The sequence below is a fragment of the Metabacillus niabensis genome (assembly GCF_020524345.1).
In the GTDB taxonomy this organism is placed as follows: Bacteria; Bacillota; Bacilli; order Bacillales; family Bacillaceae; genus Metabacillus; species Metabacillus niabensis_B.
Genome location: NZ_JAIVLH010000011.1, coordinates 174,382 through 194,394 on the forward strand (window position 1 = coordinate 174,382; position 20,013 = coordinate 194,394).

Here is a 20,013-nt window from a genome sequence, read left to right on the forward strand (position 1 = left end):
CTAAGAACAAAACTGGTAAAAACTCCTGAAGCTGGAGTCAACGCGTTAGCTGATGAATCAAAATAGAATATATTAATTTTATTTATTCTTTAACTGCATCCACAGTCTTTAATGCTGCTGGTAAATTTTCATATATAACATTGCCCACTACAACCACATCTGCATATTGAGCAAATTCCTTAGCTTCCTCAGGAGTTGAAATTCCACCGCCATAGAATAGCTTTGTGTGATTTAACACCTTTTTTGTTTGCTCGACAACAGTAATATCCCCAAGTTTACCGCTATATTCCAAATAGAAGATCGGTAAGTGATACATATTTTCTGCTACACGGGCATAAGCCTTCACATCTTCAATGGACAATTCTGTATTTGCACCTGTTAAAGCTGCTGCTTTACATTCCGGATTAAGAATACAGTAGCCCTCAACAAGAATTTCATCCCAATTCATAATCTCGCCATATTCCTTAACAGCTTCATGATGTAGCTCCATCATCCACTTCGTTTCTTTACTATTTAAAACAGTTGGAATGAAGTACAAATCAAAACCGGGAATAATGGATTCTGCTGTGGAAACTTCCAAAACACAAGGGATAAGATAGCGTCTAATTCTCGCCATTAAGTTCAATACATTATCCTCTGTGATATTATCACTTCCACCGACTAAAATTGCATCCGTACCGGATTCACAGATCTTCTCTAACTCTTCATCATTTATCTCTTTATCAGGATCGAGTTTAAACACATGCTTCCACTCGGTAATATCGTACATGCTGGATTCCTCCATTCAAAAACATCCATTTCCCTATTATAGCAAATTACATGCTAGCAAAAAACTTAAAAGAGAAGGAAGATGTTTGAAGTTTTAGGCTGTTTTCGCAAACTTTATTCTTCGTACTTTGAGTTGAGTTAGGTTTTTTAAAAAGCACTTATTAAAAGGTACCAATCTTATAGAAAGGTCATAATCATAGTTTTAAAAGTGTCTTTAAAGAGGGCAAATAAAAAACACCACATATTGTGGTGTTTATCTATTTATTCAACTTCTTCTGATTCCTTATTGCCATGAACACGTTCCAATGCCATTGTGTAGGCATCATTTCCATAGTTTAAGCAACGCTTGACACGTGAAATAGTGGCTGTGCTGGCACCTGTTTCTGTTTCGATTTTATGATAGGTATTGCCTTCACGCAGCATTCTAGCAACCTCCAGCCTCTGTGCCAGGGATTGAATTTCATTGACTGTACATAAATCATCAAAAAAACGATAGCATTCCTCAAGGTCTTTTAATGACAAAATAGATTGAAAAAGCTGATCAAGCTCTTTTCCGCGAAGCTTTTCTATTTGCATAATTCATTCTCCTTTTATTCTTGCGATTGAATTAGAAACATATCTAAATTTGGTACAATATTAATCCATGTTTTTCCCGGAACAAACTTTACGATGTTCCCGTCTTTTACAGGTAAAATCCTACCATCTTCATTTACCCATTCTACCTCTTGCATCAAACCATTTTGAAGTAATAAAGCTCTTCCTCCAGACGTCAAATCAATTCCTCGTCTTCCATAATCATCTACTATGTTATGATCCATTTCTACTACAAAAATATTAGAAAGTTTTACAGGCGCATTATTTTCAAGATCAACTGTTTGTTGAGTGTCACTATAGCGACTATAGACCTTATCAGTTTGATTATACTCGTAAGTTGCCTGCCAGGTTTGGGAATTGTCATATTTGATAACAAACTTGTTAACATGATCCCCTTCTAAATTAAGTACTTCTTCTTCAGATAAAAATTCAAAGGGTTCTACTTCTGCTGCCACTTCATATTGTTTGGAAATAGCACCTTCTAAAATATTTTCTTTTGATATATAGGAGTTGTGCGGTGCTTTCCGGTGGTCAGCTCTCCAAAAAAGCGTTCCATCGTATTCCATACCATTTAAGGAATCGACTTCACCGTTTGTTAGCTTTACTAACGCATCCGGGCTATAGCCGTGGGCAATATAAAGGGAATCATATCCTTTACTTAAATCAATAAAATAAGGTCTTGCACTTCTTACAGGCCCGATTATATCAGGTATATCACTTTGAAAGACAGCTAAAAACCTGGTAATATTTCCTTCAGCTAAGACTTCATAGACAATGTCAGCTTTTGATAACCCTGATTGCGGTCTTGCAGCAGGGTGATTGTTAATCATCACACTAACTGGACGTTGTGTGATATTTTGTTCATCTGTTTCTAAACCTGTTAATGGCGAGACAACGCTTTCTTCAACTACTTCCACTACTGGTTCTTCTATTTGTTCGGATGCTTCACCATTATCCGGAATACTTTGCTCTTGTGATTCATCATTACTGCAGGCACTCATAAATACACATATTGAATAGAAAGCGACCGCAAATTTTACATTCCTCAAACTAACACAACCTTATCTAATTTCCACTTTTATATTTTAACGCATTATAGATGGAAAGAGTACCGTTTTTTTCATTACATCAAATATACCTCTTGGTGTAATTCGTATATAGGGTAAATGAGTTGATGATAAAAAAAGCAAAGAATAAATCGGATCATCAAATCGGTATCCTCTCTCTTTTAATAGGTTATTTAATTTCTTTTGCTTTGTTATAACCTTTTCGAGTACTTCTTGGGAAGCTCCACCATTTAACCTTAAAGGCATTTCAAATATGATGCGCTCATTCTCAGTTAATACAATGCCTCCACCTATATCTTTCATTCGTGCAAAAGCTGACAGCATTTCTTTTTTATTTTTGCCGATCACAATAATATCACCTGTTGTTGAATATGAACTGGCAAAACCCTGCACTTTATTTGAAAAGCCTTTGATTACAGTATTAATCCGCCATTCCCCATTACGGTCGATTAATGCTAAAAAGCTTTCATCATGATCTTCCGAAAGTACATCGGAGGAACTGTCAATTGTAACTGAGTATGGCTCCATTATGACAGCATTACGCATTTTCATTCCCATTGGCATCGAAAATTGCAAATCATCAATGAGTAAATCCCACTTTATTTCAGCAGGTTCCAACCCATATTGTCCCCAGTCCACATCATCGTTATATTGCTGAATCTCTCTGTTTTTCACCAGCCATTTTCCCTTTGACATAACCGATAGAGGATCAGGATTATCAATATTTTCAAGGATGTTTAACGTTGCCATACGCCCCGGAGCAATAACACCGATGCGATCTTCCAGCTGATAATACCTGGCAATATTAAATGAAGCCATGTGATAAGCATCTATCGCAGGAACATTACAGTCCAAAGCGATGTCTATACACGTATTTATCATTCCACTTTCATAAAAAGTCGGTGTTGAGCCATCGGTTGTGAAATAGACATGATCATATACTGAAAGTCCCTCATTTTGCACTTCTTTTAATAACTTCTCCAGGTCCGGGCGAATAGATGATTGTCTTAATGCAGCAGTATACCCCATCTTTAAACGGTTCATCACATCTTTTCCTGTCATTGATTCATGATCACTGTCAACTCCAAATAACTTCATTTTTGTTAACGTATTATTAGAAGCACCTGGAAAATGCCCTTCTATTCGTTTTCCCCTTCGTTTTGTTTCCTGCAACCAATACAGAATCCAATCATCTCCATCAGCAAGCTTTGGCCATCCTGTTAACTCGCCACCCTGAAGAACTGACTTATGCTCTAACCATTTTCGAACAAAATCATGTGAAAAGACCTTTTCCTCAGAGTGCACCTCTGTTTGCAAATCAAACCTGGCCCACCAGAAATAGTGATAAGGCAGCTTTTCCATATCATCCATAAAAGTAAGCGCTTTCTTTTTACTGGACTGCAAAAGAAGAAAAAGATTATCGCCTATAAATGTTGTTGTTCCTGTTTGTGACACATATCTTGCTAAGGATTGGGGATTATATAACTGAAATGGATGTGCGTGTGGTTCAATATATCCTGGCACAATCACATTGGAAGCGCAATCAATTACTTCCATCTGAAATGTCTGCTCGGGTATTTTGTCCCCCACATAAACAATGCGATCTTCATAGATCCAAATATTTGCTTTCACCCATTGTCTTAAATATGAGTTAAGATATGTTGCATTTTTAAGCACAACTGTTGGAGCTAAATGATTCGTTAATACCTCTATTTGTTTTCGTATCTGACTATTTTTCCATTGAAATTTTTGCTCGGTCATAAAAGACCCTCCATTTTCTAGTTACTACTTAGATACTATGTTAACATATGGAATTTATTAACGCATTAAAGATTTTATTTCAATTTTATGACAATTAGGGAGGCTTATGATGGTTAGACCAAATATCGGGATTGTTAATGCGCTTATTCGGATTACTTGTGGGCTATCTGTATTAGCATGGGCGACATCAAAATATTGTAAGAATCCTTGGAGAGATTCTTATCTTATTGCGATCATACTTGGCGCAATGAAGGTTGGAGAAGGTATTCTGCGTTTTTGCCCAATCACCTATTTGTTTGAAAATAGGGATACTTATTTCTTTGAAGATGATGATGAAGATTATTTTGGTGAAGATGTGGAGGAAGTTACGTATAATCCTTCATAAAAATAAATTGGGACTGGCCTAGCCAGCCCCTTATTCTATCGTTTTAGGAGGTGTTGCACATGTTTTTAGAATATTTAACAGATATGTCTTTTCTTCTTATCGCCTTAATTGGAGGCATTGTTGCTTTGCTATATGTCTATATTAAGAAACGACGTGCTTAATAGCTTTGTTTCCAATGTCAGTTCTGTAAAACAATGCAGGAGCTGAAATTTTTTCAACTAGTTCATATGCTTGTTTTTGTGCAGCTTGAATGGATGAACCATAGCCAGATACAACAAGCACACGTCCCCCGTTATTGACAAACTGATCATCCACTTTTTTCGTTCCTGCATGGAAGATAACAGCTTCTTCATGCTTGGCAGTAAGAGAGCCGATCGGTTGTCCCTTTTCATAGTCATTTGGATAACCTTTTGAAGCAAGAACAACACCCAGCACTGCTTGCTCAGACCACTTTAACTCAACAGGTTCATCATTGAGAATAGCTAATAATGATTCGACCAGATCTGATTCCAATCTTGGCAGAACAACCTGTGTCTCAGGATCACCAAAACGAGCATTAAATTCAATAACTTTCGGACCAGTCGTTGTTAAGATGAGTCCGGCATATAAAATTCCTGTAAATGAACGACCTTCACTTACAAGCGCTTTTGCCGCAGGTTTTAGAATTGTTTCAACTGCCGTTTCCACAACATCTTCTGAAATTTGTGGCACAGGAGAATAGGCACCCATTCCACCAGTGTTTGGGCCTTCATCATTGTCATAGGCACGTTTATGGTCCTGAGCAATTACCATTGGGTATACTTGTTCATCTTTAACAAATGCCATCAATGAAAACTCTTCACCCGCTAAAAACTCTTCAATAACAACAGAACTTGATGCATCACCAAACTTCGCATTTTCCAACATATCTGTCACACTATCTAACGCAACCTCAAGTGTTTCAGCAACTGTTACACCTTTACCTGCTGCTAACCCGTCCGCTTTAATAACAATTGGTGCACCTTTTTCCTGAATATATGCCTTTGCCTTTTCAACATCTGTGAATGTTTGATACTCAGCTGTTGGAATATTGTATTTGATCATAATTTCTTTGGCAAAGTTTTTGCTGCCCTCAATAAGTGCTGCTTCTTTTCTTGGACCAAATATTTTTAAACCTTCAGCTTCAAAGTCATTTACAATACCATTTAGTAAAGGAACTTCAGGACCAACGATTGTTAAATCAATGTTTTTCTCTTTTGCAAAAGATACTAGTGCTCCATTGTCTGTTTCGCTGATGTCTACTCGTGTAGCCAGCTCATCCATTCCGTCATTACCAGGTGCAACAAAAACTTCCTCTACAAATTTACTTTGTGCTGCCTTCCAAACTAATGCATGTTCACGTCCGCCTTGCCCGATAATCAGTACTTTCATCTTCACACCCCGCTCTTGTTTTTAAAACATCCAAGAGCCAGTTCAACTGGCTCCATGTTTATCGTTTGGGAAATTATAAAATTCTTAAACTGTAGATAAGCGCTTTAACATCCAGCTCCGAAGCACAGGATGTGCAAGTGCAGTCAATGCGACAGGACGTCGCGTGTTTTGACTGCCAGCGCCTAGCCACTCAAGGTCATAAGCCACAAATGAATTGAAGACAAAGAACGTCTTCTATTCATTTGCGTCTTATTTGCCCTAGGCTGATCAAGGCGCTTGCGCTTTTGTCCTTAATGTTTAAAGTGACGTACTCCTGTGAATACCATCGCAATGCCATACTCATCCGCCATGCGAATAGAATCTTCATCCTTGATGGATCCACCCGGTTGAATAATTGCTGTTACACCTGCTTTTGCAGCTGCTTCAACCGTATCTGACATAGGGAAGAATGCATCAGAACCTAATGCACTGCCTTGTGCCTTAACACCCGCTTGTTCAATCGCAATTTTCGCTGCACCAACACGGTTCATTTGACCAGCGCCAACACCAACTGTCATTTCATCCTTTGCCAGCACAATGGCATTTGATTTCACATGTTTAACTACTTTCCAAGCAAGCTTTAGGTCTTTCCATTCTTCCTCTGAAGGCTCTCGTTTCGTAGGGATTGTTACCTCAACATCATCAAGTGAAAGGGTATCTTCATCTTGTACTAGTAAACCACCGTGTACAGATTGAAGTACTTTATCTTGTTTAGATGCTGCTTTTACATCAATTGTTAACAAACGAAGGTTTTTCTTACTTGTTAATACATCCAATGCTTCTTGGCTAAAAGAAGGAGCAATAACGATTTCAAGGAAGATTTCATGTAATTGCTTTGCAGTTTCTACATCCACTTCTTCATTTAGTGCAACGATTCCGCCGAAAATAGAAGTTGGATCTGCTTCAAAGCAACGTGTAAATGCTTCGTTTACTGATGTTCCAACACCAACGCCACATGGATTCATATGTTTAACAGCAACCGCCGCCGGCTCTGCAAACTCACGTACAATTTGTAGTGCTGCATCAGCATCTTTGATGTTATTAAAAGATAACTCTTTCCCGTGCAGCTGCTTTGCATTTGCAATTGAGGCCGTTGGTACGAATGGTTTTTGATAGAATGTTGCACTTTGGTGAGGGTTTTCACCATAGCGTAGAGATTGTTTTTTCTCAAATGTATATGTGACTGTTTCCGGATCTTCTTCACCAATTGTTTTCGTTAGGAATTCGGCGATTAATGCGTCATATGCAGCTGTGTGACGGAATACTTTTGCAGCTAAACGTTGCTTTTGCGCTAATGAAACTTCACCTGATGATTTTAGTTCATCTAATACGTTTTGATAATCAGCCGGATCAACAACCACTGTGACATCTTCATGGTTTTTAGCAGCAGAACGAAGCATAGAAGGACCGCCAATATCAATATTCTCAATTGCATCTTGAAATTGAACATCAGGTTTTGAAATGGTTTCTTTGAATGGATAAAGATTCACCACAACCATATCAATTGTTTCAATATTATTTTCCTTCAGTTGATTCATGTGACTAGGATTATTACGCACAGCCAGTAAACCACCATGGATATTTGGATGAAGGGTTTTAACGCGGCCGTCCATAATTTCCGGGAAGCCTGTTACCTCTGAAATTCCAATAACATTTAGTCCGTTTTCTTCTAATAATGATTTTGTTCCACCTGTTGAAATGACTTCAACACCTAATTCAATTAACTCTTTCACAAAAGGAACAAGATTCGCTTTATCTGAAACACTAACAAGTGCACGTTTTACTGACATGATTCCTCACCTCTATGCTTTATTTTGAAACTAGTTCTTGAATGACTTTTGGATATAATACATGTTCAACTGCATGGATTTTTTCAGCAATAGATTGAGCAGTATCTTCCTCTGAAATGTCTATTGCCTTCTGAGCAATAATTGGACCTGTGTCCATGCCGGCATCAACATAATGGACAGTTACACCGGTTACTTTTACCCCTGCTTCATATGCTTGTCCGATAGCATCTTTACCTGGAAAAGCCGGCAGCAATGAAGGGTGAATATTGATGATTTTTGACTCATAAGCCGTTAGCAGTGTTTCACCAATTAACCTCATGTAGCCCGCAAGGATAACGAGATCAATTTGATGTTTTTGTAAAATAGCTGAAATTTCTTGTTCAAACTTAGCCTTTGTTTCATATTCTTTCGGGATAAAACAGAAAACCGGGATATTTGCTGCTTCAGCTCGTGCAATTACACCTGCTGTTGGTTTATCACAAACAAGCAAGCTAATGTCTGCCTCTAAAGTTCCTCTTTTCACTTCATCTAATATCGCTTGAAAATTACTGCCATTCCCTGATGCAAAAACGGCTAACTTTTTCATTAAAATGCTCCCCCATTGAATGTTACTCCAGAGCCCTCAATGACACGTCCAATGACATACCCTTTTTCACCATTTGCATCAAGTTTCGCAAGCACATCTTGCAATTCTTCTTCTTTTACAGCAAGAACAAAACCAATTCCCATATTAAATACATTATACATGTCTTCACTTTCCAGCTGACCTTTTTCCTTCAGAAAGTCAAAGATAGCAGGCTTTGGCCATGAACCAAGATCAATTTCTGCTCCTGTTCCTTCAGGTAACATTCTTGGAATATTCTCAATAAAACCGCCACCAGTAATATGAGCCATTCCATCAACTTGATAGGTTTTAACCACGTCTAAGACAGGCTTCACATAAATTTTTGTTGGTGTTAGAAGAACTTCTCCTAAGTTTTGAGTAAAAGGCTCATAAACCTTATCAAGTTCAAGCTTTTGATCCTCTAACAGAATCTTGCGAACTAATGAAAAACCGTTGCTGTGAATTCCGCTTGATGCAAGACCGATTAAAACATGGCCGGACTTAATATGTTCACCTGTTACAATTTCGTCCTTTTCCACAGCTCCAACCGAAAAGCCGGCAACATCATATTCTTCCTCTTCGTATAATCCTGGCATTTCTGCTGTTTCTCCACCGACCAATGCACATCCTGATTGTTCACAACCGTCAGCAATTCCTTTTACAATTTGCTCGATTTTTTCCGGTTTTGCCTTTCCTAGTGCTAGATAATCCAAGAAAAATAAAGGCTCTGCTCCTTGAGCTAAAATGTCGTTCACACACATGGCAACAGCATCAATTCCGATCGTATCATGCTTATCAGCCATAAAAGCAAGCTTTAACTTCGTTCCAACACCGTCTGTTCCTGAAACAAGGACAGGCTTTTTGTAATTTAGTTCACTTAAATCAAACATTCCACCAAAGCCGCCAAGTCCACCTATTACACCAGCGCGCATTGTCTTGGCAACATGCTTTTTCATTCTTGTTACAGCTTCATAACCAGCTTCAATATCTACACCAGCTTGCTTATAAATGTCAGACATGTGTGAATCCTCCTAAAAAAACTAATCTATTTATCTATTTAAAGAGTCAGTGCGAGACTGTTCACTTGTACTTTAAAGTAAGACAGGAATCGAGCATTCGATTCCTATCACATTTTTTCTATTTACGCTTTTTCATGCGGTAAAACGGTATCTGCATAAATTTCAGTAGGATAACGACCTGTGAAGCAAGCTAAGCATTGACCTCTTGTTTCGCCTTCATATGGTCGCCCAAGACCTTCAAGTAAGCCTTCAACACTTAAGAAAGCCAAGCTATCAGCCCCGATAATTTGTCGAATTTCTTCCACTGAATGATTAGAAGCAATTAGTTCCTCATGTGTAGAAGTATCAATTCCATAGAAACATGGATTTGCGATTGGCGGTGAACTGATACGCACATGAACCTCTGTTGCCCCTGCTTCACGAAGCATATTCACAATACGTTTACTTGTTGTTCCACGTACAATCGAATCATCAACCATGACAACACGCTTCCCTTCAACAACACCGCGAACAGCAGAAAGCTTCATCTTTACACCTTGCTCACGTAATGATTGTGAAGGTTGAATAAATGTTCGGCCTACGTATCTATTTTTAATTAAACCTAACTCATAAGGAATTCCAGTTAATTCAGCAAAACCGATCGCTGCTGAAATACTTGAATCAGGTACACCTGTTACAACATCCGCATCCACTTCAGATTCAACAGCCAAGCGTTTACCAAGGTTTTTACGTGCTGTATGAACGTTAATGCCATCAATATTACTGTCAGGACGTGAAAAATAAATATACTCCATACTGCAAATTGAACGATTAATATTCATAGAGAAGCGTTCAGAGCGAATTCCTTCATCATTGATAATTAAAAGTTCACCAGGTTGAACGTCTCTTTCGTACTTTGCACCAACTACATCAAATGCACATGTTTCAGATGCAACAACATACGCATCTCCCATGACACCAATAGACAGTGGACGTAATCCATTAGGATCAAGAGCAACCATCATTTCATTTTCTGTCATAATTAAAAATGCATATGCTCCCTTAATCATTGTTAAGGCATTTTTTACAGCTTCTTTCATATCTTGATAGCCGCTTCTTCTAATCAGATGTGCTAATACCTCTGTATCAGAAGTTGTTTGAAAAATACTCCCTTGGCTTTCAAGCTGATGTTTTACTTGTGTTGCATTCACAAGATTTCCGTTATGTGCAAGAGCTAAGCTTCCACTATGTGACTTAAAAAGCAAAGGCTGGACATTTTCATAACCGCCTCCACCTGCTGTTGCATAACGAACATGGCCGATTGCCGCTTTACCGGATAGCTCTTTTAATTTCCCGTTTGCAAATACTTCATTGATGAGTCCTAACCCTTTCATACCAGTTAGCTTCTCACCATCACTTGTCACAATCCCGGCACCTTCTTGACCTCTATGCTGGAGACTATGCAAACCATAATACGTAATTTGCGCTGCTTCCGGGTGACCCCAAATTCCGAATACACCACATTCTTCGTTTAATCCCTTGAGTTCAGCAAGCATGGGATTGCTCCTTTCCATGCATCTTTTAATTCTTCAACAGATGCATCGACAAGTGTTTCATCCTGTTCATTTTTAATCACCAGGTTACCAGAGTTTGTTACTTCCCCGATACAAACCGCTTCAACTAATTGCTCAAATGTTTCTTTGTTTTCCTTTTTCACCGAAACAATGAACCTTGTTTGTGATTCACTAAATAGTGCTGCAGTTGCATCACCTGAAAGAGCTACTTCCGCACCTAGACCTTTGCCGCCGAATAATGGTTCAGCTAATGCAACCGCAACTCCACCCTCAGAAACATCGTGTGCAGATGCAACTGACTTTGCACGGATTGCTGCTGAAAGCTGTCCTAGTACTTTGCTTTCCTTGTCTAAATCAAGTTCAGGTGATTGACCAAAGATTTTTCCGTGTGTAAGCTTTTGAAGTTCACTACCACCGAATTCTGCTTTTGTTTCACCTACTAAATAAATTAGATCTCCAGCTGACTTGAAATCCTGTGTTGTAATATAATCTGTATCTTCAATTAATCCAACCATTCCGATAACAGGAGTTGGATAGATTGCTGTTCCGTTTGTTTCGTTATATAGTGAAACATTTCCGCCGATAACCGGTGTATTTAATACTCGGCAAGCCTCACTAATACCGTCCGCAGCTTTTTCGATTTGCCAGAAGATTTCAGGTTTTTCAGGGTTACCGAAATTCAAGTTATCCGTAATCGCTAATGGAGTAGCTCCTGAACATACAATGTTACGTGCTGCTTCCGCTACAGCAATTTTTCCACCAACTTCCGGATCAAGGTAGAGATAACGAGAATTACAATCTGTTGTCATTGCCAATGCTTTTTTCGTATCACGAATACGAACAACTGCGGCATCTGAACCTGGTGCTACAACTGTATTTGTACGAACCATGTAATCATATTGATCATAAACCCATTCTTTAGAAGAAATTGTAGGTTGTTTTAATAGGTTAATAAGTGTTTCTTTATAGTTATCTACTTGAAGTGGTGCTACGTCCATTTTTTGGAACTCTTCATAGTACGCAGGTACTTTAGAAGGCTTGTGATAAACTGGCGCCTCTTCAGCAAGAGCATCAACTGGAAGCTCACAAACAACTTCACCTTTATGGAATAGACGAAGCATTTTATCATCTGTTACTCTACCAACTGATACAGCCTCTAAATCATATTTCTCAAAAAGATCAATGATTTCTTGCTCTCTTCCTTTTTCAATAACAAGAAGCATTCTTTCTTGAGATTCAGAAAGCATCATTTCATATGGAGTCATTCCTGTTTCACGTTGTGGGATAAGATCAAGATCCATTTCCATACCAGAACCAGCTTTACTTGCCATCTCGGCTGAAGAGCTTGTTAATCCAGCTGCCCCCATGTCTTGAATACCAACTAATGCATCATTCTTAATCACTTCTAAGCAAGCTTCTAATAAAAGCTTCTCCATAAATGGATCCCCAACTTGAACTGCTGAACGATCTGCACCAGAATCGTCGGTTAATTCTTCAGAAGAAAACGTTGCACCATGAATTCCATCACGTCCAGTTTTCGCACCCACATACATAACTGTGTTGCCAACACCTTTAGCCTGACCTTTTTTAATATCTTCATGATTAATTAACCCAACACACATTGCGTTAACAAGTGGATTTCCCTCATATGAATCATCAAATTGAATTTCTCCACCTACTGTTGGAATACCGATACAGTTACCATATCCTGCAATCCCTGCAACAACCTCTTCAAATAAGTATTTCACTCGAGGTGTTTTTAGTTCTCCAAAGCGAAGTGAATTTAAGATTGCAATCGGTCTTGCTCCCATTGAGAAAACGTCACGGATAATTCCACCTACACCTGTTGCAGCACCTTGATACGGCTCAATTGCTGATGGGTGGTTATGACTTTCGATTTTAAATACGACGGCTTGGTTATCACCGATATCAACAATCCCTGCACCTTCACCAGGACCTTGTAATACTTTTTCACCTGTAATAGGGAATTTTTTAAGAATTGGTTTAGAGTTTTTGTAACTGCAGTGCTCAGACCACATTACTGAAAAAATACCGATCTCTGTGTAATTTGGAAGACGTCCAATAATTTTTTCAATCAGAGCAAACTCGTCATCACTTACACCCATTTGTCTGTAGATTTTTTCATCTTTTATCATCTGTTTAGTTGGTTCAAGCAGTAGTGACATGAGATTCCCTCCAGTTTTTTACGATTGATTGAAATAATTTTAATCCGTCTGCACTTCCTAATAGCTCATCAACAGCACGCTCAGGGTGAGGCATCATTCCTAATACATTTCCGCGCTTGTTTGTAATACCTGCAATATCAACTAGGCTGCCATTTGGATTCGTTTCGTACGTAAACACAATTTGATTGTTTTCTTTAAGCGTTTGTAGTGTTTGCTCATCACAATAATAGTTCCCTTCTCCATGTGCGATCGGAATTGAGATAACCTCATCCTTAGCATAAGCTGAAGTAAAGGCTGTTTCATTATTTGCAACCTTTAAATTAACTGGTCTGCACATAAACTTTAAGTTTTCATTTCGTTTCATAGCACCTGGAAGTAATCCTACCTCTAATAAAATCTGGAATCCATTACATACACCTAGTACAGGCTTACCAGCTTCAGCAGCTTTCACGACTTCCTTCATTACATTTGAGAAGCGGGCAATAGCCCCTGAGCGTAAGTAATCTCCGTATGAAAAACCACCTGGTAGAAGAATTCCATCATATTGGCTTAAATCTGTTTCATCATGCCATACATACTCCACTTCTTCACCGAGCTCATCTTTAATTGCATGATACATATCAACATCACAATTAGATCCTGGGAATACAATCACAGCGAATTTCACTTTGTGACAACCTCCTGTACCTCATAGCTAAAGTCTTCAATCACTGTATTAGCAAGTAACTTTTCACACATTTCACGAACAGCTGTATCTAAATCACGATCTGACTTCTCAATCGTTAACTCCATATATTTCCCGATACGTACATCTTGAACTTCATTGTAGTCCATGCTGTGTAATGCACTCTTTACTGCACTTCCTTGTGGATCTAATACACTTTCTCTTAACGTGACATAAACTTTTACTTTGTACATGTTGGTTGGCCTCCAAGTCTAGTTAAAATAACTTCATATGCATCTGTTAAACTACCAATCTCTCTACGAAATACATCTTTATCAAATTTCTCATTTGTATTGATATCCCATAATCTGCATGTGTCAGGTGATACTTCATCAGCAAGGATAATCTTTCCCTCATCTGTCATACCGAACTCTAATTTAAAATCAATTAATCGAATATCACAGGAGAGGAAATGGGCTTTAAGCACTTCATTCACTTGCTTAGCAAGTGATTTCAATGTTTGTACTTGCTCTGGTGTAGCCACTTCTAGTAATGCGATATGATCTTCTGTAATCAATGGATCACCTAGATCATCATCTTTATAGTAAAACTCAACTAGTGGATTTTTAATCTCTGTTCCTTCTTCAATACCTATTCGTTTAGAAAGGCTACCTGCTACAACATTTCTTACAACGACCTCTAAAGGAATGATCGTTACTTTTTTAACAAGCTGCTCTGTTGCTGATAATCTTTTCACAAAGTGGTTTTCTATGTTATTTGCTGTTAGCTTTTCAAAAATTAATGTTGTGATTTCATTATTTAAACGACCTTTACCAGTAATCTCTTCTTTTTTCACACCATTAAAAGCTGTAGCAGAATCTTTGTAAGAGACCCAAAGAATATTAGGTTCGTTTGTTTTATAAATTTGTTTTGCTTTACCTTCATATAGTAATTCAAGCTTTTCAGTACTCATGAAAGCCCTCCTAAACTGAATATTGGGAACCTTTAGATTATGTTTTGTTAGATTTTCTTACTAAGTTATTTTTTCAAAGAGATAGCAAGGGACTTTTTGGACCCTTGCTATTATTTTGTTTTACAGACCAAGACGGTCAAATATTGTATCTACACCTTTTAAGTGATAGTTATAATCGAAGCAATCAGCAATTGTCTCAGCTGAAAGACGTGATGTGATTTTTTCTTCTGCTTCTACTAATCCACGGAATGGAACTTGTTTTTCCCAAGCTTCCATTGCTTTTGGTTGAACAAGATCATATGCTTCTTCTCTTGTCATACCAGTATCTATTAAAGCTAGTAAAACACGTTGAGAGTAAATAAGACCTTGTGTACGATCCATATTACGCTTCATATTTTCCGGGAAAACCGTTAAGTTTTTCACGATGTTACCAAAACGATTTAACATATAGTTAAGAGCAATCGTTGCATCCGGTAAGATAATACGCTCAGCAGAAGAGTGAGAAATATCTCTTTCATGCCATAACGGAACATTTTCATAAGCGGTTAACATATAACCGCGAATGACACGCGCAAGACCAGTCATGTTTTCTGAACCAATCGGATTACGTTTGTGCGGCATTGCTGAAGACCCTTTTTGACCTTTTGCAAATGACTCTTCCACTTCACGAGTCTCACTCTTTTGTAACCCGCGAATTTCAACAGCAAATTTTTCGATTGATGTTGCTACAAGTGCGATAGATGCCATGTAATCAGCATGACGATCACGTTGAAGGGTTTGTGTTGAGATTGGAGCTGGTTTTGTTCCTAGCTTTTCACAAACATATTTTTCAACAAATGGATCGATATTTGCATACGTTCCTACTGCGCCAGAGATTTTTCCGTACTCAACGCCTTCTGCAGCACGTTTGAAACGATCTAAATTACGCTTCATTTCTTCATACCATAAGCCAAGCTTCAATCCAAAAGTTGTTGGTTCAGCATGAACACCATGAGTACGTCCCATCATAACTGTGTATTTATGCTCTTGAGCTTTTTCTTTTAAAATTTGGATAAAGTTCTCAATATCTTTCAATATGATATCATTCGCTTGCTTTAATAAATATGATAAAGCTGTATCAACAACATCTGTTGATGTTAAACCGTAATGAACCCATTTACGCTCTTCACCAAGAGTCTCAGATACTGCTCTTGTAAAGGCTACAACATCATGACGAGTTTCTAGCTCAATCTCATTTATGCGATTCACATCAAATGATGCATTTTTACGAAGTAGTTCTACATCTTCTTTGGGAATCACGCCAAGCTCAGCCCATGCTTCACATGCAAGAATTTCGACCTCTAACCAAGCCTTAAATTTGTTCTCTTCCGTCCAAATTGCACCCATTTCTGGTCTTGTATAACGTTCAATCATTTCTTTTTGCCTCCGTTCAATTTTGACCCCATATTTTATTAATCTTTTCTATATTATCCTGAATTGGTTCAATAATAAATGTTATATGTCCCATCTTACGCTTAGAGGCAGGCTCTTTTTTCCCGTAAAGATGAAGCTTAGCATGTTGCAACAGTGAAAGATGTTCACTTACTATTGATAAATCTTCTCCTAAAAGATTGACCATCATACCACTTTGTAATAGCTTGGTTTGCCCTAAAGGAAGATTACATACAGAACGTATATGTTGTTCAAACTGATCTGTTTCACATAGATCAATGGTGTAATGACCTGAGTTATGCGGGCGTGGTGCCAACTCATTTATATAAATTTCTTCATTATCTGTTAAGAACATTTCAACAGCAAGTGTTCCTACAAGTTCAAAACTATTTGATAGTTTAATAGCAAGCTCTTCCGCCTTCTGAATGACATGATCTGATACTCTGGCAGGAACGATGCTTTGATATAAAATATTGTCTTTATGAATATTTTCAGCTACTGGGAACGTTTTTGTTTCTCCATTAACAGATCTCGTCACAATAACTGAAATCTCCTTTTCGAAAGGAACCCATTTTTCTAATATACATGTTCCGTGAGTTAACAGTTCCTCAGCTTTTGAGAGATCCTTATCTCCTCGAAGCACGACTTGTCCTTTACCATCATAACCACCACGGCACGTTTTTAAGACACATGGATACTGAAGCACTTCTACTGCCTTTTGCAGTTCTTCTGCGGAATGGATAATCTCATATGGTGCAACCTGGCACCCCGCATTTACAATCGCAGCTTTTTCTGTTTCACGATCTTGTGTTAGTAAAAGCAATGAACTCTTCTGTGGTAATGATGCATGCTCTTCTAACCAACGTAAAGCTGTGTAATCAATGTTCTCAAACTCATATGTTATAACATCACTTACCTTAGCTAATTCTTTAATTGCATCAAGATCATCATAGCTAGCTATTATTTCGATATCAGCAATTTGGCCACAAGGACAGTCTTTCGTCGGATCTAAAACAGCAATACGATAACCTAGTTGTCTCGCAGCAATGGCCATCATTCTCCCAAGCTGTCCACCACCGATGATGCCAATTGTACTGCCTGGTAGAATCGTTTGATTAGTCAAGCTCATCACTGCTCTCCAAAACCTTTAGTCGTATTTCTTCTCTTCTCGTATCTAATCTATCAGCTAATGCTTGATCATTTGTGGACAAGATTTCTGCAGCTAATAGTCCTGCATTTGTTGCTCCAGCTTTGCCAATAGCAACAGTTGCAACAGGAACACCACCTGGCATTTGAACAATTGATAATAATGAATCAAGACCATTTAAAGCCTTTGACTGAACAGGAATACCAATGACTGGCAGAGTTGTTTTTGCCGCAACCATACCTGGTAAATGGGCTGCCCCACCTGCACCGGCAATAATAACCTTCAAACCTCTGCTTCTAGCATTCTCAGCATATTCAAACATATAATCTGGTGTACGATGTGCTGAAACTACCTTTTTCTCATACGGAATACTAAGTTCCTCCAGTATATCGCATGCAAATTTCATCGTGTCCCAGTCAGAGGTACTTCCCATTATGACTCCAACAATCGGATCCATTCTTTCCCCACCTTTATAAAAAATCTTAATAACAAAAAAGCTCGATATTTAACCTTCTCAACTAGTAGAGAAAGTTAGATATATCGAGCTCGGATTTGTCTATTTCCGATTCGTATATACACTTTCCCTCATAGTCCGATAATTTACGGTCATCGGGTAGAAACTTCTGGGCCATATTCCCAATTATATATGAGGTATATTTTAAATTAATTATTTACATGTTTATATTAACAATGAAGCTATCCCATGTCAACGTAAAATCGAACGATTTATTTTAATAGTTCCTTATTGTTCGGTTTTTACAGGAGTTTCCCTTCAAATGTAATCATTCTTCCACACGGGACCTGTTCAACCACATTATTCCGGATCTCCTCCTTAAAAATTGGCTGTTCTGTTCTTCTAACCGGCATATACCCTTCCTTACTCATCCTGTCGAGACAATCATCAATTGTTTCATTTTCCTCAACAATAAACTTTTTCTTTTTTGGCTTAGATGTCATGCTCTTACCTCCATGCTCACAGTTCTATGTATTCTACATTCTACCACTATTTATGTAAAGATATCCTTTATATAAATAGTGACTAATTTAGCAAATAAAAAAGAATGATTAACTAAGGAGATCCTTAATCATCATTCATAATATCGAAAATTCAATATTATGTTTTTCTTGTTTAGCTTATATAACGTTACTTATTCTCCTACTTAATAGCCATAACTCTAATACGTTTATAATCTGCTTCCCATTGCTGATTCTTATATAAAATGGAACGTAAGCTATTTTCTACATTCTCTAACACCTTCGTTTCAACTTCATTAGGAAGTGAACGTAGAAAATCCGGCATAAACATACGTAACCAGTTTCTAAGCCCTTCTTCACCATAAAGAGCTGTTGGTCTACTAAAATGTACCGCGTAAGTCACCTTAAAACCAACTTTCTCCATTAATGATGTATACTCCCCAATACTAGGGAAATACCAGGGAAGCAATTCCCTTTTTACAGGATACCCCTCTTTTTCACACTGATTCCTAAACTCATTCAAAATCAGCTCAACATTACCAGCACCCCCAAATTCTGCAACAAAACGTCCTCCTACCTTTAAGCTTTCAAACATCTTTTCTAAAGCTACCATTGGCTCTTTTACCCAATGTAAAGTAGCATTTGAAAAAACAGCATCAAACTCCTCTTTAAAACCTAGTTCCAACACATCTCTGACTTCAAAGTTTAGTTGTGGATACTTTTCTTTAGCTTTTACTATCATCGACTCAGATTGATCCACACCTAAAACAGATACACCTAAGCGACCCAATGTACTCATTAAATCACCAGTACCACATCCAACATCAAGTATTCTCTCACCTTGCATAGGATTTAACAGCTCTACTAAACCTTGACCATACTCAGAGACAAATGAATGATGCTGATCGTATAAATTCGCATCCCAATGATTTCTTCTCTCCATTTCGCACCTGCCTATATGTTTTCTTTAATATAACAAACTTTTTTTGTGAAAAGTTGGTATCTTGTTAACCTTCGACTCATGGCTATTGTTTTATTCAAACAAAAAAAAGACCAGTATCTCTACTGATCTTTTTCCTCTTTTTACTTGGCAACGTCCTACTCTCACAGGGGGAAACCCCCAACTACCATCGGCGCTGAAGAGCTTAACTTCCGTGTTCGGCATGGGAACGGGTGTGACCTCTTCGCCATCATCACCAAATAATATAGTTTACGGCTTCCGATAAACTTCACATTTCTGCGTCATCTCATTCGTCAACATCCTCACGTACTGAAGTACGCTCCGGTGTCTCCTCAATCGATTAATTGAACTGTTTGTTTCTCGAAACCCTCTTACTATGAACTTAGATTGAAAGAATACATATTCCTTCAAAACTAGATAACGATACACAATTCATTTCACTAAGTTACGCTTTTATTAGGTTAAGTCCTCGATCGATTAGTATCAGTCAGCTCCACACGTCACCGCGCTTCCACCTCTGACCTATCAACCTGATCATCTTTCAGGGATCTTACGTCACTAAGTGACTGGGAAATCTCATCTTGAGGGGGGCTTCATGCTTAGATGCTTTCAGCACTTATCCCTTCCGCACATAGCTACCCAGCTATGCCTTTGGCAAGACAACTGGTACACCAGCGGTGCGTCCA

General features: G+C 38.2%; 21 protein-coding genes, 2 rRNA genes and 1 riboswitch. Of the genes, 2 read left to right on the forward strand and 21 right to left on the reverse strand.

The window, feature by feature from the left end:
* Positions 1-82: 82 nt before the first annotated feature.
* The 4 genes from LC095_RS13815 to LC095_RS13830 all read right to left on the reverse strand — a co-directional run bounded on the left by LC095_RS13815 (position 83) and on the right by LC095_RS13830 (position 4,190).
* Complete coding sequence (locus LC095_RS13815; protein ID WP_226528693.1) at positions 83-769, reverse strand: heptaprenylglyceryl phosphate synthase; 687 nt, start codon at positions 767-769, stop codon at positions 83-85.
* 260 nt (positions 770-1,029) lie between these two features.
* The gene (locus LC095_RS13820) at positions 1,030-1,344 is read right to left on the reverse strand and encodes a YerC/YecD family TrpR-related protein (RefSeq protein WP_026562364.1); all 315 of its coding nucleotides are present in this window, start codon (positions 1,342-1,344) and stop codon (positions 1,030-1,032) included.
* Between the two features lie 14 nt (positions 1,345-1,358).
* Positions 1,359-2,411, reverse strand: coding sequence for a DUF3048 domain-containing protein (locus LC095_RS13825; protein ID WP_226528694.1), 1,053 nt, complete (start codon positions 2,409-2,411; stop codon positions 1,359-1,361).
* Between the two features lie 36 nt (positions 2,412-2,447).
* Positions 2,448-4,190 carry an adenine deaminase C-terminal domain-containing protein gene (locus LC095_RS13830; protein WP_226528695.1) on the reverse strand — a complete coding sequence of 581 codons (1,743 nt, stop codon included), beginning with the start codon at positions 4,188-4,190 and terminating at the stop codon, positions 2,448-2,450.
* A gap of 106 nt (positions 4,191-4,296) precedes the next feature.
* Here LC095_RS13830 and LC095_RS13835 point away from each other — a divergent pair, with 106 nt between their 5' ends.
* Positions 4,297-4,575: a DUF2892 domain-containing protein gene (locus LC095_RS13835; protein WP_226528696.1), complete on the forward strand. Its 279-nt coding sequence runs from the start codon at positions 4,297-4,299 to the stop codon at positions 4,573-4,575.
* A gap of 59 nt (positions 4,576-4,634) precedes the next feature.
* Positions 4,635-4,736 carry an EYxxD motif small membrane protein gene (locus LC095_RS27260; protein WP_353579938.1) on the forward strand — a complete coding sequence of 34 codons (102 nt, stop codon included), beginning with the start codon at positions 4,635-4,637 and terminating at the stop codon, positions 4,734-4,736.
* Here LC095_RS27260 and purD read toward each other — a convergent pair.
* The 17 genes from purD to LC095_RS13915 form a co-directional block, all read right to left on the reverse strand.
* Positions 4,717-5,985, reverse strand: a complete 1,269-nt coding sequence (gene purD, locus LC095_RS13840; protein WP_226528697.1) for a phosphoribosylamine--glycine ligase — start codon at positions 5,983-5,985, stop codon at positions 4,717-4,719. The genes LC095_RS27260 and purD overlap by 20 nt on opposite strands.
* A gap of 84 nt (positions 5,986-6,069) precedes the next feature.
* Positions 6,070-6,192, reverse strand: coding sequence for a hypothetical protein (locus LC095_RS26820; protein ID WP_264196037.1), 123 nt, complete (start codon positions 6,190-6,192; stop codon positions 6,070-6,072).
* 83 nt (positions 6,193-6,275) lie between these two features.
* On the reverse strand, positions 6,276-7,814 hold the full coding sequence (purH, locus tag LC095_RS13845; RefSeq protein ID WP_226528698.1) for a bifunctional phosphoribosylaminoimidazolecarboxamide formyltransferase/IMP cyclohydrolase: 1,539 nt from the start codon (positions 7,812-7,814) through the stop codon (positions 6,276-6,278).
* Between the two features lie 19 nt (positions 7,815-7,833).
* Positions 7,834-8,400: a phosphoribosylglycinamide formyltransferase gene (gene purN, locus LC095_RS13850; protein ID WP_226528699.1), complete on the reverse strand. Its 567-nt coding sequence runs from the start codon at positions 8,398-8,400 to the stop codon at positions 7,834-7,836.
* On the reverse strand, positions 8,400-9,437 hold the full coding sequence (gene purM / locus LC095_RS13855; protein WP_226528700.1) for a phosphoribosylformylglycinamidine cyclo-ligase: 1,038 nt from the start codon (positions 9,435-9,437) through the stop codon (positions 8,400-8,402). The genes purN and purM overlap by 1 nt, the downstream gene beginning before the upstream one ends.
* A gap of 122 nt (positions 9,438-9,559) precedes the next feature.
* Entirely contained in the window at positions 9,560-10,972 is a 1,413-nt protein-coding gene (gene purF, locus LC095_RS13860; protein WP_226528701.1) for an amidophosphoribosyltransferase, read from the reverse strand.
* Positions 10,948-13,176 carry a phosphoribosylformylglycinamidine synthase subunit PurL gene (purL, locus tag LC095_RS13865; protein ID WP_226528702.1) on the reverse strand — a complete coding sequence of 743 codons (2,229 nt, stop codon included), beginning with the start codon at positions 13,174-13,176 and terminating at the stop codon, positions 10,948-10,950. The genes purF and purL overlap by 25 nt, the downstream gene beginning before the upstream one ends.
* Complete coding sequence (gene purQ / locus LC095_RS13870; RefSeq protein ID WP_226528703.1) at positions 13,160-13,843, reverse strand: phosphoribosylformylglycinamidine synthase subunit PurQ; 684 nt, start codon at positions 13,841-13,843, stop codon at positions 13,160-13,162. The genes purL and purQ overlap by 17 nt, the downstream gene beginning before the upstream one ends.
* Positions 13,840-14,094, reverse strand: a complete 255-nt coding sequence (gene purS / locus LC095_RS13875; RefSeq protein ID WP_026562375.1) for a phosphoribosylformylglycinamidine synthase subunit PurS — start codon at positions 14,092-14,094, stop codon at positions 13,840-13,842. Before purS ends, purQ begins: the two co-directional genes overlap by 4 nt.
* Positions 14,082-14,813, reverse strand: a complete 732-nt coding sequence (gene purC, locus LC095_RS13880; RefSeq protein ID WP_226528704.1) for a phosphoribosylaminoimidazolesuccinocarboxamide synthase — start codon at positions 14,811-14,813, stop codon at positions 14,082-14,084. Before purC ends, purS begins: the two co-directional genes overlap by 13 nt.
* Before the next feature lie 120 nt (positions 14,814-14,933).
* Positions 14,934-16,226: an adenylosuccinate lyase gene (purB, locus tag LC095_RS13885; protein ID WP_226528705.1), complete on the reverse strand. Its 1,293-nt coding sequence runs from the start codon at positions 16,224-16,226 to the stop codon at positions 14,934-14,936.
* 16 nt (positions 16,227-16,242) lie between these two features.
* Entirely contained in the window at positions 16,243-17,373 is a 1,131-nt protein-coding gene (gene purK, locus LC095_RS13890; protein WP_226528706.1) for a 5-(carboxyamino)imidazole ribonucleotide synthase, read from the reverse strand.
* Positions 17,360-17,848, reverse strand: coding sequence for a 5-(carboxyamino)imidazole ribonucleotide mutase (gene purE, locus LC095_RS13895; protein WP_226528707.1), 489 nt, complete (start codon positions 17,846-17,848; stop codon positions 17,360-17,362). Before purE ends, purK begins: the two co-directional genes overlap by 14 nt.
* A gap of 111 nt (positions 17,849-17,959) precedes the next feature.
* Positions 17,960-18,061, reverse strand: a riboswitch (purine riboswitch).
* A gap of 86 nt (positions 18,062-18,147) precedes the next feature.
* Complete coding sequence (locus LC095_RS13900) at positions 18,148-18,348, reverse strand: NETI motif-containing protein (RefSeq protein ID WP_026562380.1); 201 nt, start codon at positions 18,346-18,348, stop codon at positions 18,148-18,150.
* 199 nt (positions 18,349-18,547) lie between these two features.
* Positions 18,548-19,309, reverse strand: coding sequence for a class I SAM-dependent methyltransferase (locus LC095_RS13905; protein ID WP_226528708.1), 762 nt, complete (start codon positions 19,307-19,309; stop codon positions 18,548-18,550).
* A 142-nt stretch (positions 19,310-19,451) separates the two neighbouring features.
* A 5S ribosomal RNA gene (rrf, locus tag LC095_RS13910) occupies positions 19,452-19,567 on the reverse strand.
* Between the two features lie 217 nt (positions 19,568-19,784).
* Positions 19,785-20,013: ribosomal RNA gene (locus tag LC095_RS13915) — 23S ribosomal RNA — on the reverse strand; the annotation flags it as partial.

What these genes read in the sequence shown, in the direction of transcription:
- LC095_RS13900 (WP_026562380.1), bottom strand. Translation starts at nt 18,348, where the DNA reads ATGACATCTAAGCCAAAAAAGAAAAAGTTTATTGTTGAGGAAAATGAA.
- purN (WP_226528699.1), bottom strand. Translation starts at nt 8,400, where the DNA reads ATGAAAAAGTTAGCCGTTTTTGCATCAGGGAATGGCAGTAATTTTCAA.
- LC095_RS13830 (WP_226528695.1), bottom strand. Translation starts at nt 4,190, where the DNA reads ATGACCGAGCAAAAATTTCAATGGAAAAATAGTCAGATACGAAAACAA.
- purB (WP_226528705.1), bottom strand. Translation starts at nt 16,226, where the DNA reads ATGATTGAACGTTATACAAGACCAGAAATGGGTGCAATTTGGACGGAA.
- purF (WP_226528701.1), bottom strand. Translation starts at nt 10,972, where the DNA reads ATGCTTGCTGAACTCAAGGGATTAAACGAAGAATGTGGTGTATTCGGA.
- purD (WP_226528697.1), bottom strand. Translation starts at nt 5,985, where the DNA reads ATGAAAGTACTGATTATCGGGCAAGGCGGACGTGAACATGCATTAGTT.
- purC (WP_226528704.1), bottom strand. Translation starts at nt 14,813, where the DNA reads ATGAGTACTGAAAAGCTTGAATTACTATATGAAGGTAAAGCAAAACAA.
- purL (WP_226528702.1), bottom strand. Translation starts at nt 13,176, where the DNA reads ATGTCACTACTGCTTGAACCAACTAAACAGATGATAAAAGATGAAAAA.
- purM (WP_226528700.1), bottom strand. Translation starts at nt 9,437, where the DNA reads ATGTCTGACATTTATAAGCAAGCTGGTGTAGATATTGAAGCTGGTTAT.
- purK (WP_226528706.1), bottom strand. Translation starts at nt 17,373, where the DNA reads ATGAGCTTGACTAATCAAACGATTCTACCAGGCAGTACAATTGGCATC.
- LC095_RS13820 (WP_026562364.1), bottom strand. Translation starts at nt 1,344, where the DNA reads ATGCAAATAGAAAAGCTTCGCGGAAAAGAGCTTGATCAGCTTTTTCAA.
- LC095_RS27260 (WP_353579938.1), top strand. Translation starts at nt 4,635, where the DNA reads ATGTTTTTAGAATATTTAACAGATATGTCTTTTCTTCTTATCGCCTTA.
- LC095_RS13905 (WP_226528708.1), bottom strand. Translation starts at nt 19,309, where the DNA reads ATGGAGAGAAGAAATCATTGGGATGCGAATTTATACGATCAGCATCAT.
- purE (WP_226528707.1), bottom strand. Translation starts at nt 17,848, where the DNA reads ATGGATCCGATTGTTGGAGTCATAATGGGAAGTACCTCTGACTGGGAC.
- purH (WP_226528698.1), bottom strand. Translation starts at nt 7,814, where the DNA reads ATGTCAGTAAAACGTGCACTTGTTAGTGTTTCAGATAAAGCGAATCTT.
- LC095_RS13815 (WP_226528693.1), bottom strand. Translation starts at nt 769, where the DNA reads ATGTACGATATTACCGAGTGGAAGCATGTGTTTAAACTCGATCCTGAT.
- LC095_RS13835 (WP_226528696.1), top strand. Translation starts at nt 4,297, where the DNA reads ATGATGGTTAGACCAAATATCGGGATTGTTAATGCGCTTATTCGGATT.
- purS (WP_026562375.1), bottom strand. Translation starts at nt 14,094, where the DNA reads ATGTACAAAGTAAAAGTTTATGTCACGTTAAGAGAAAGTGTATTAGAT.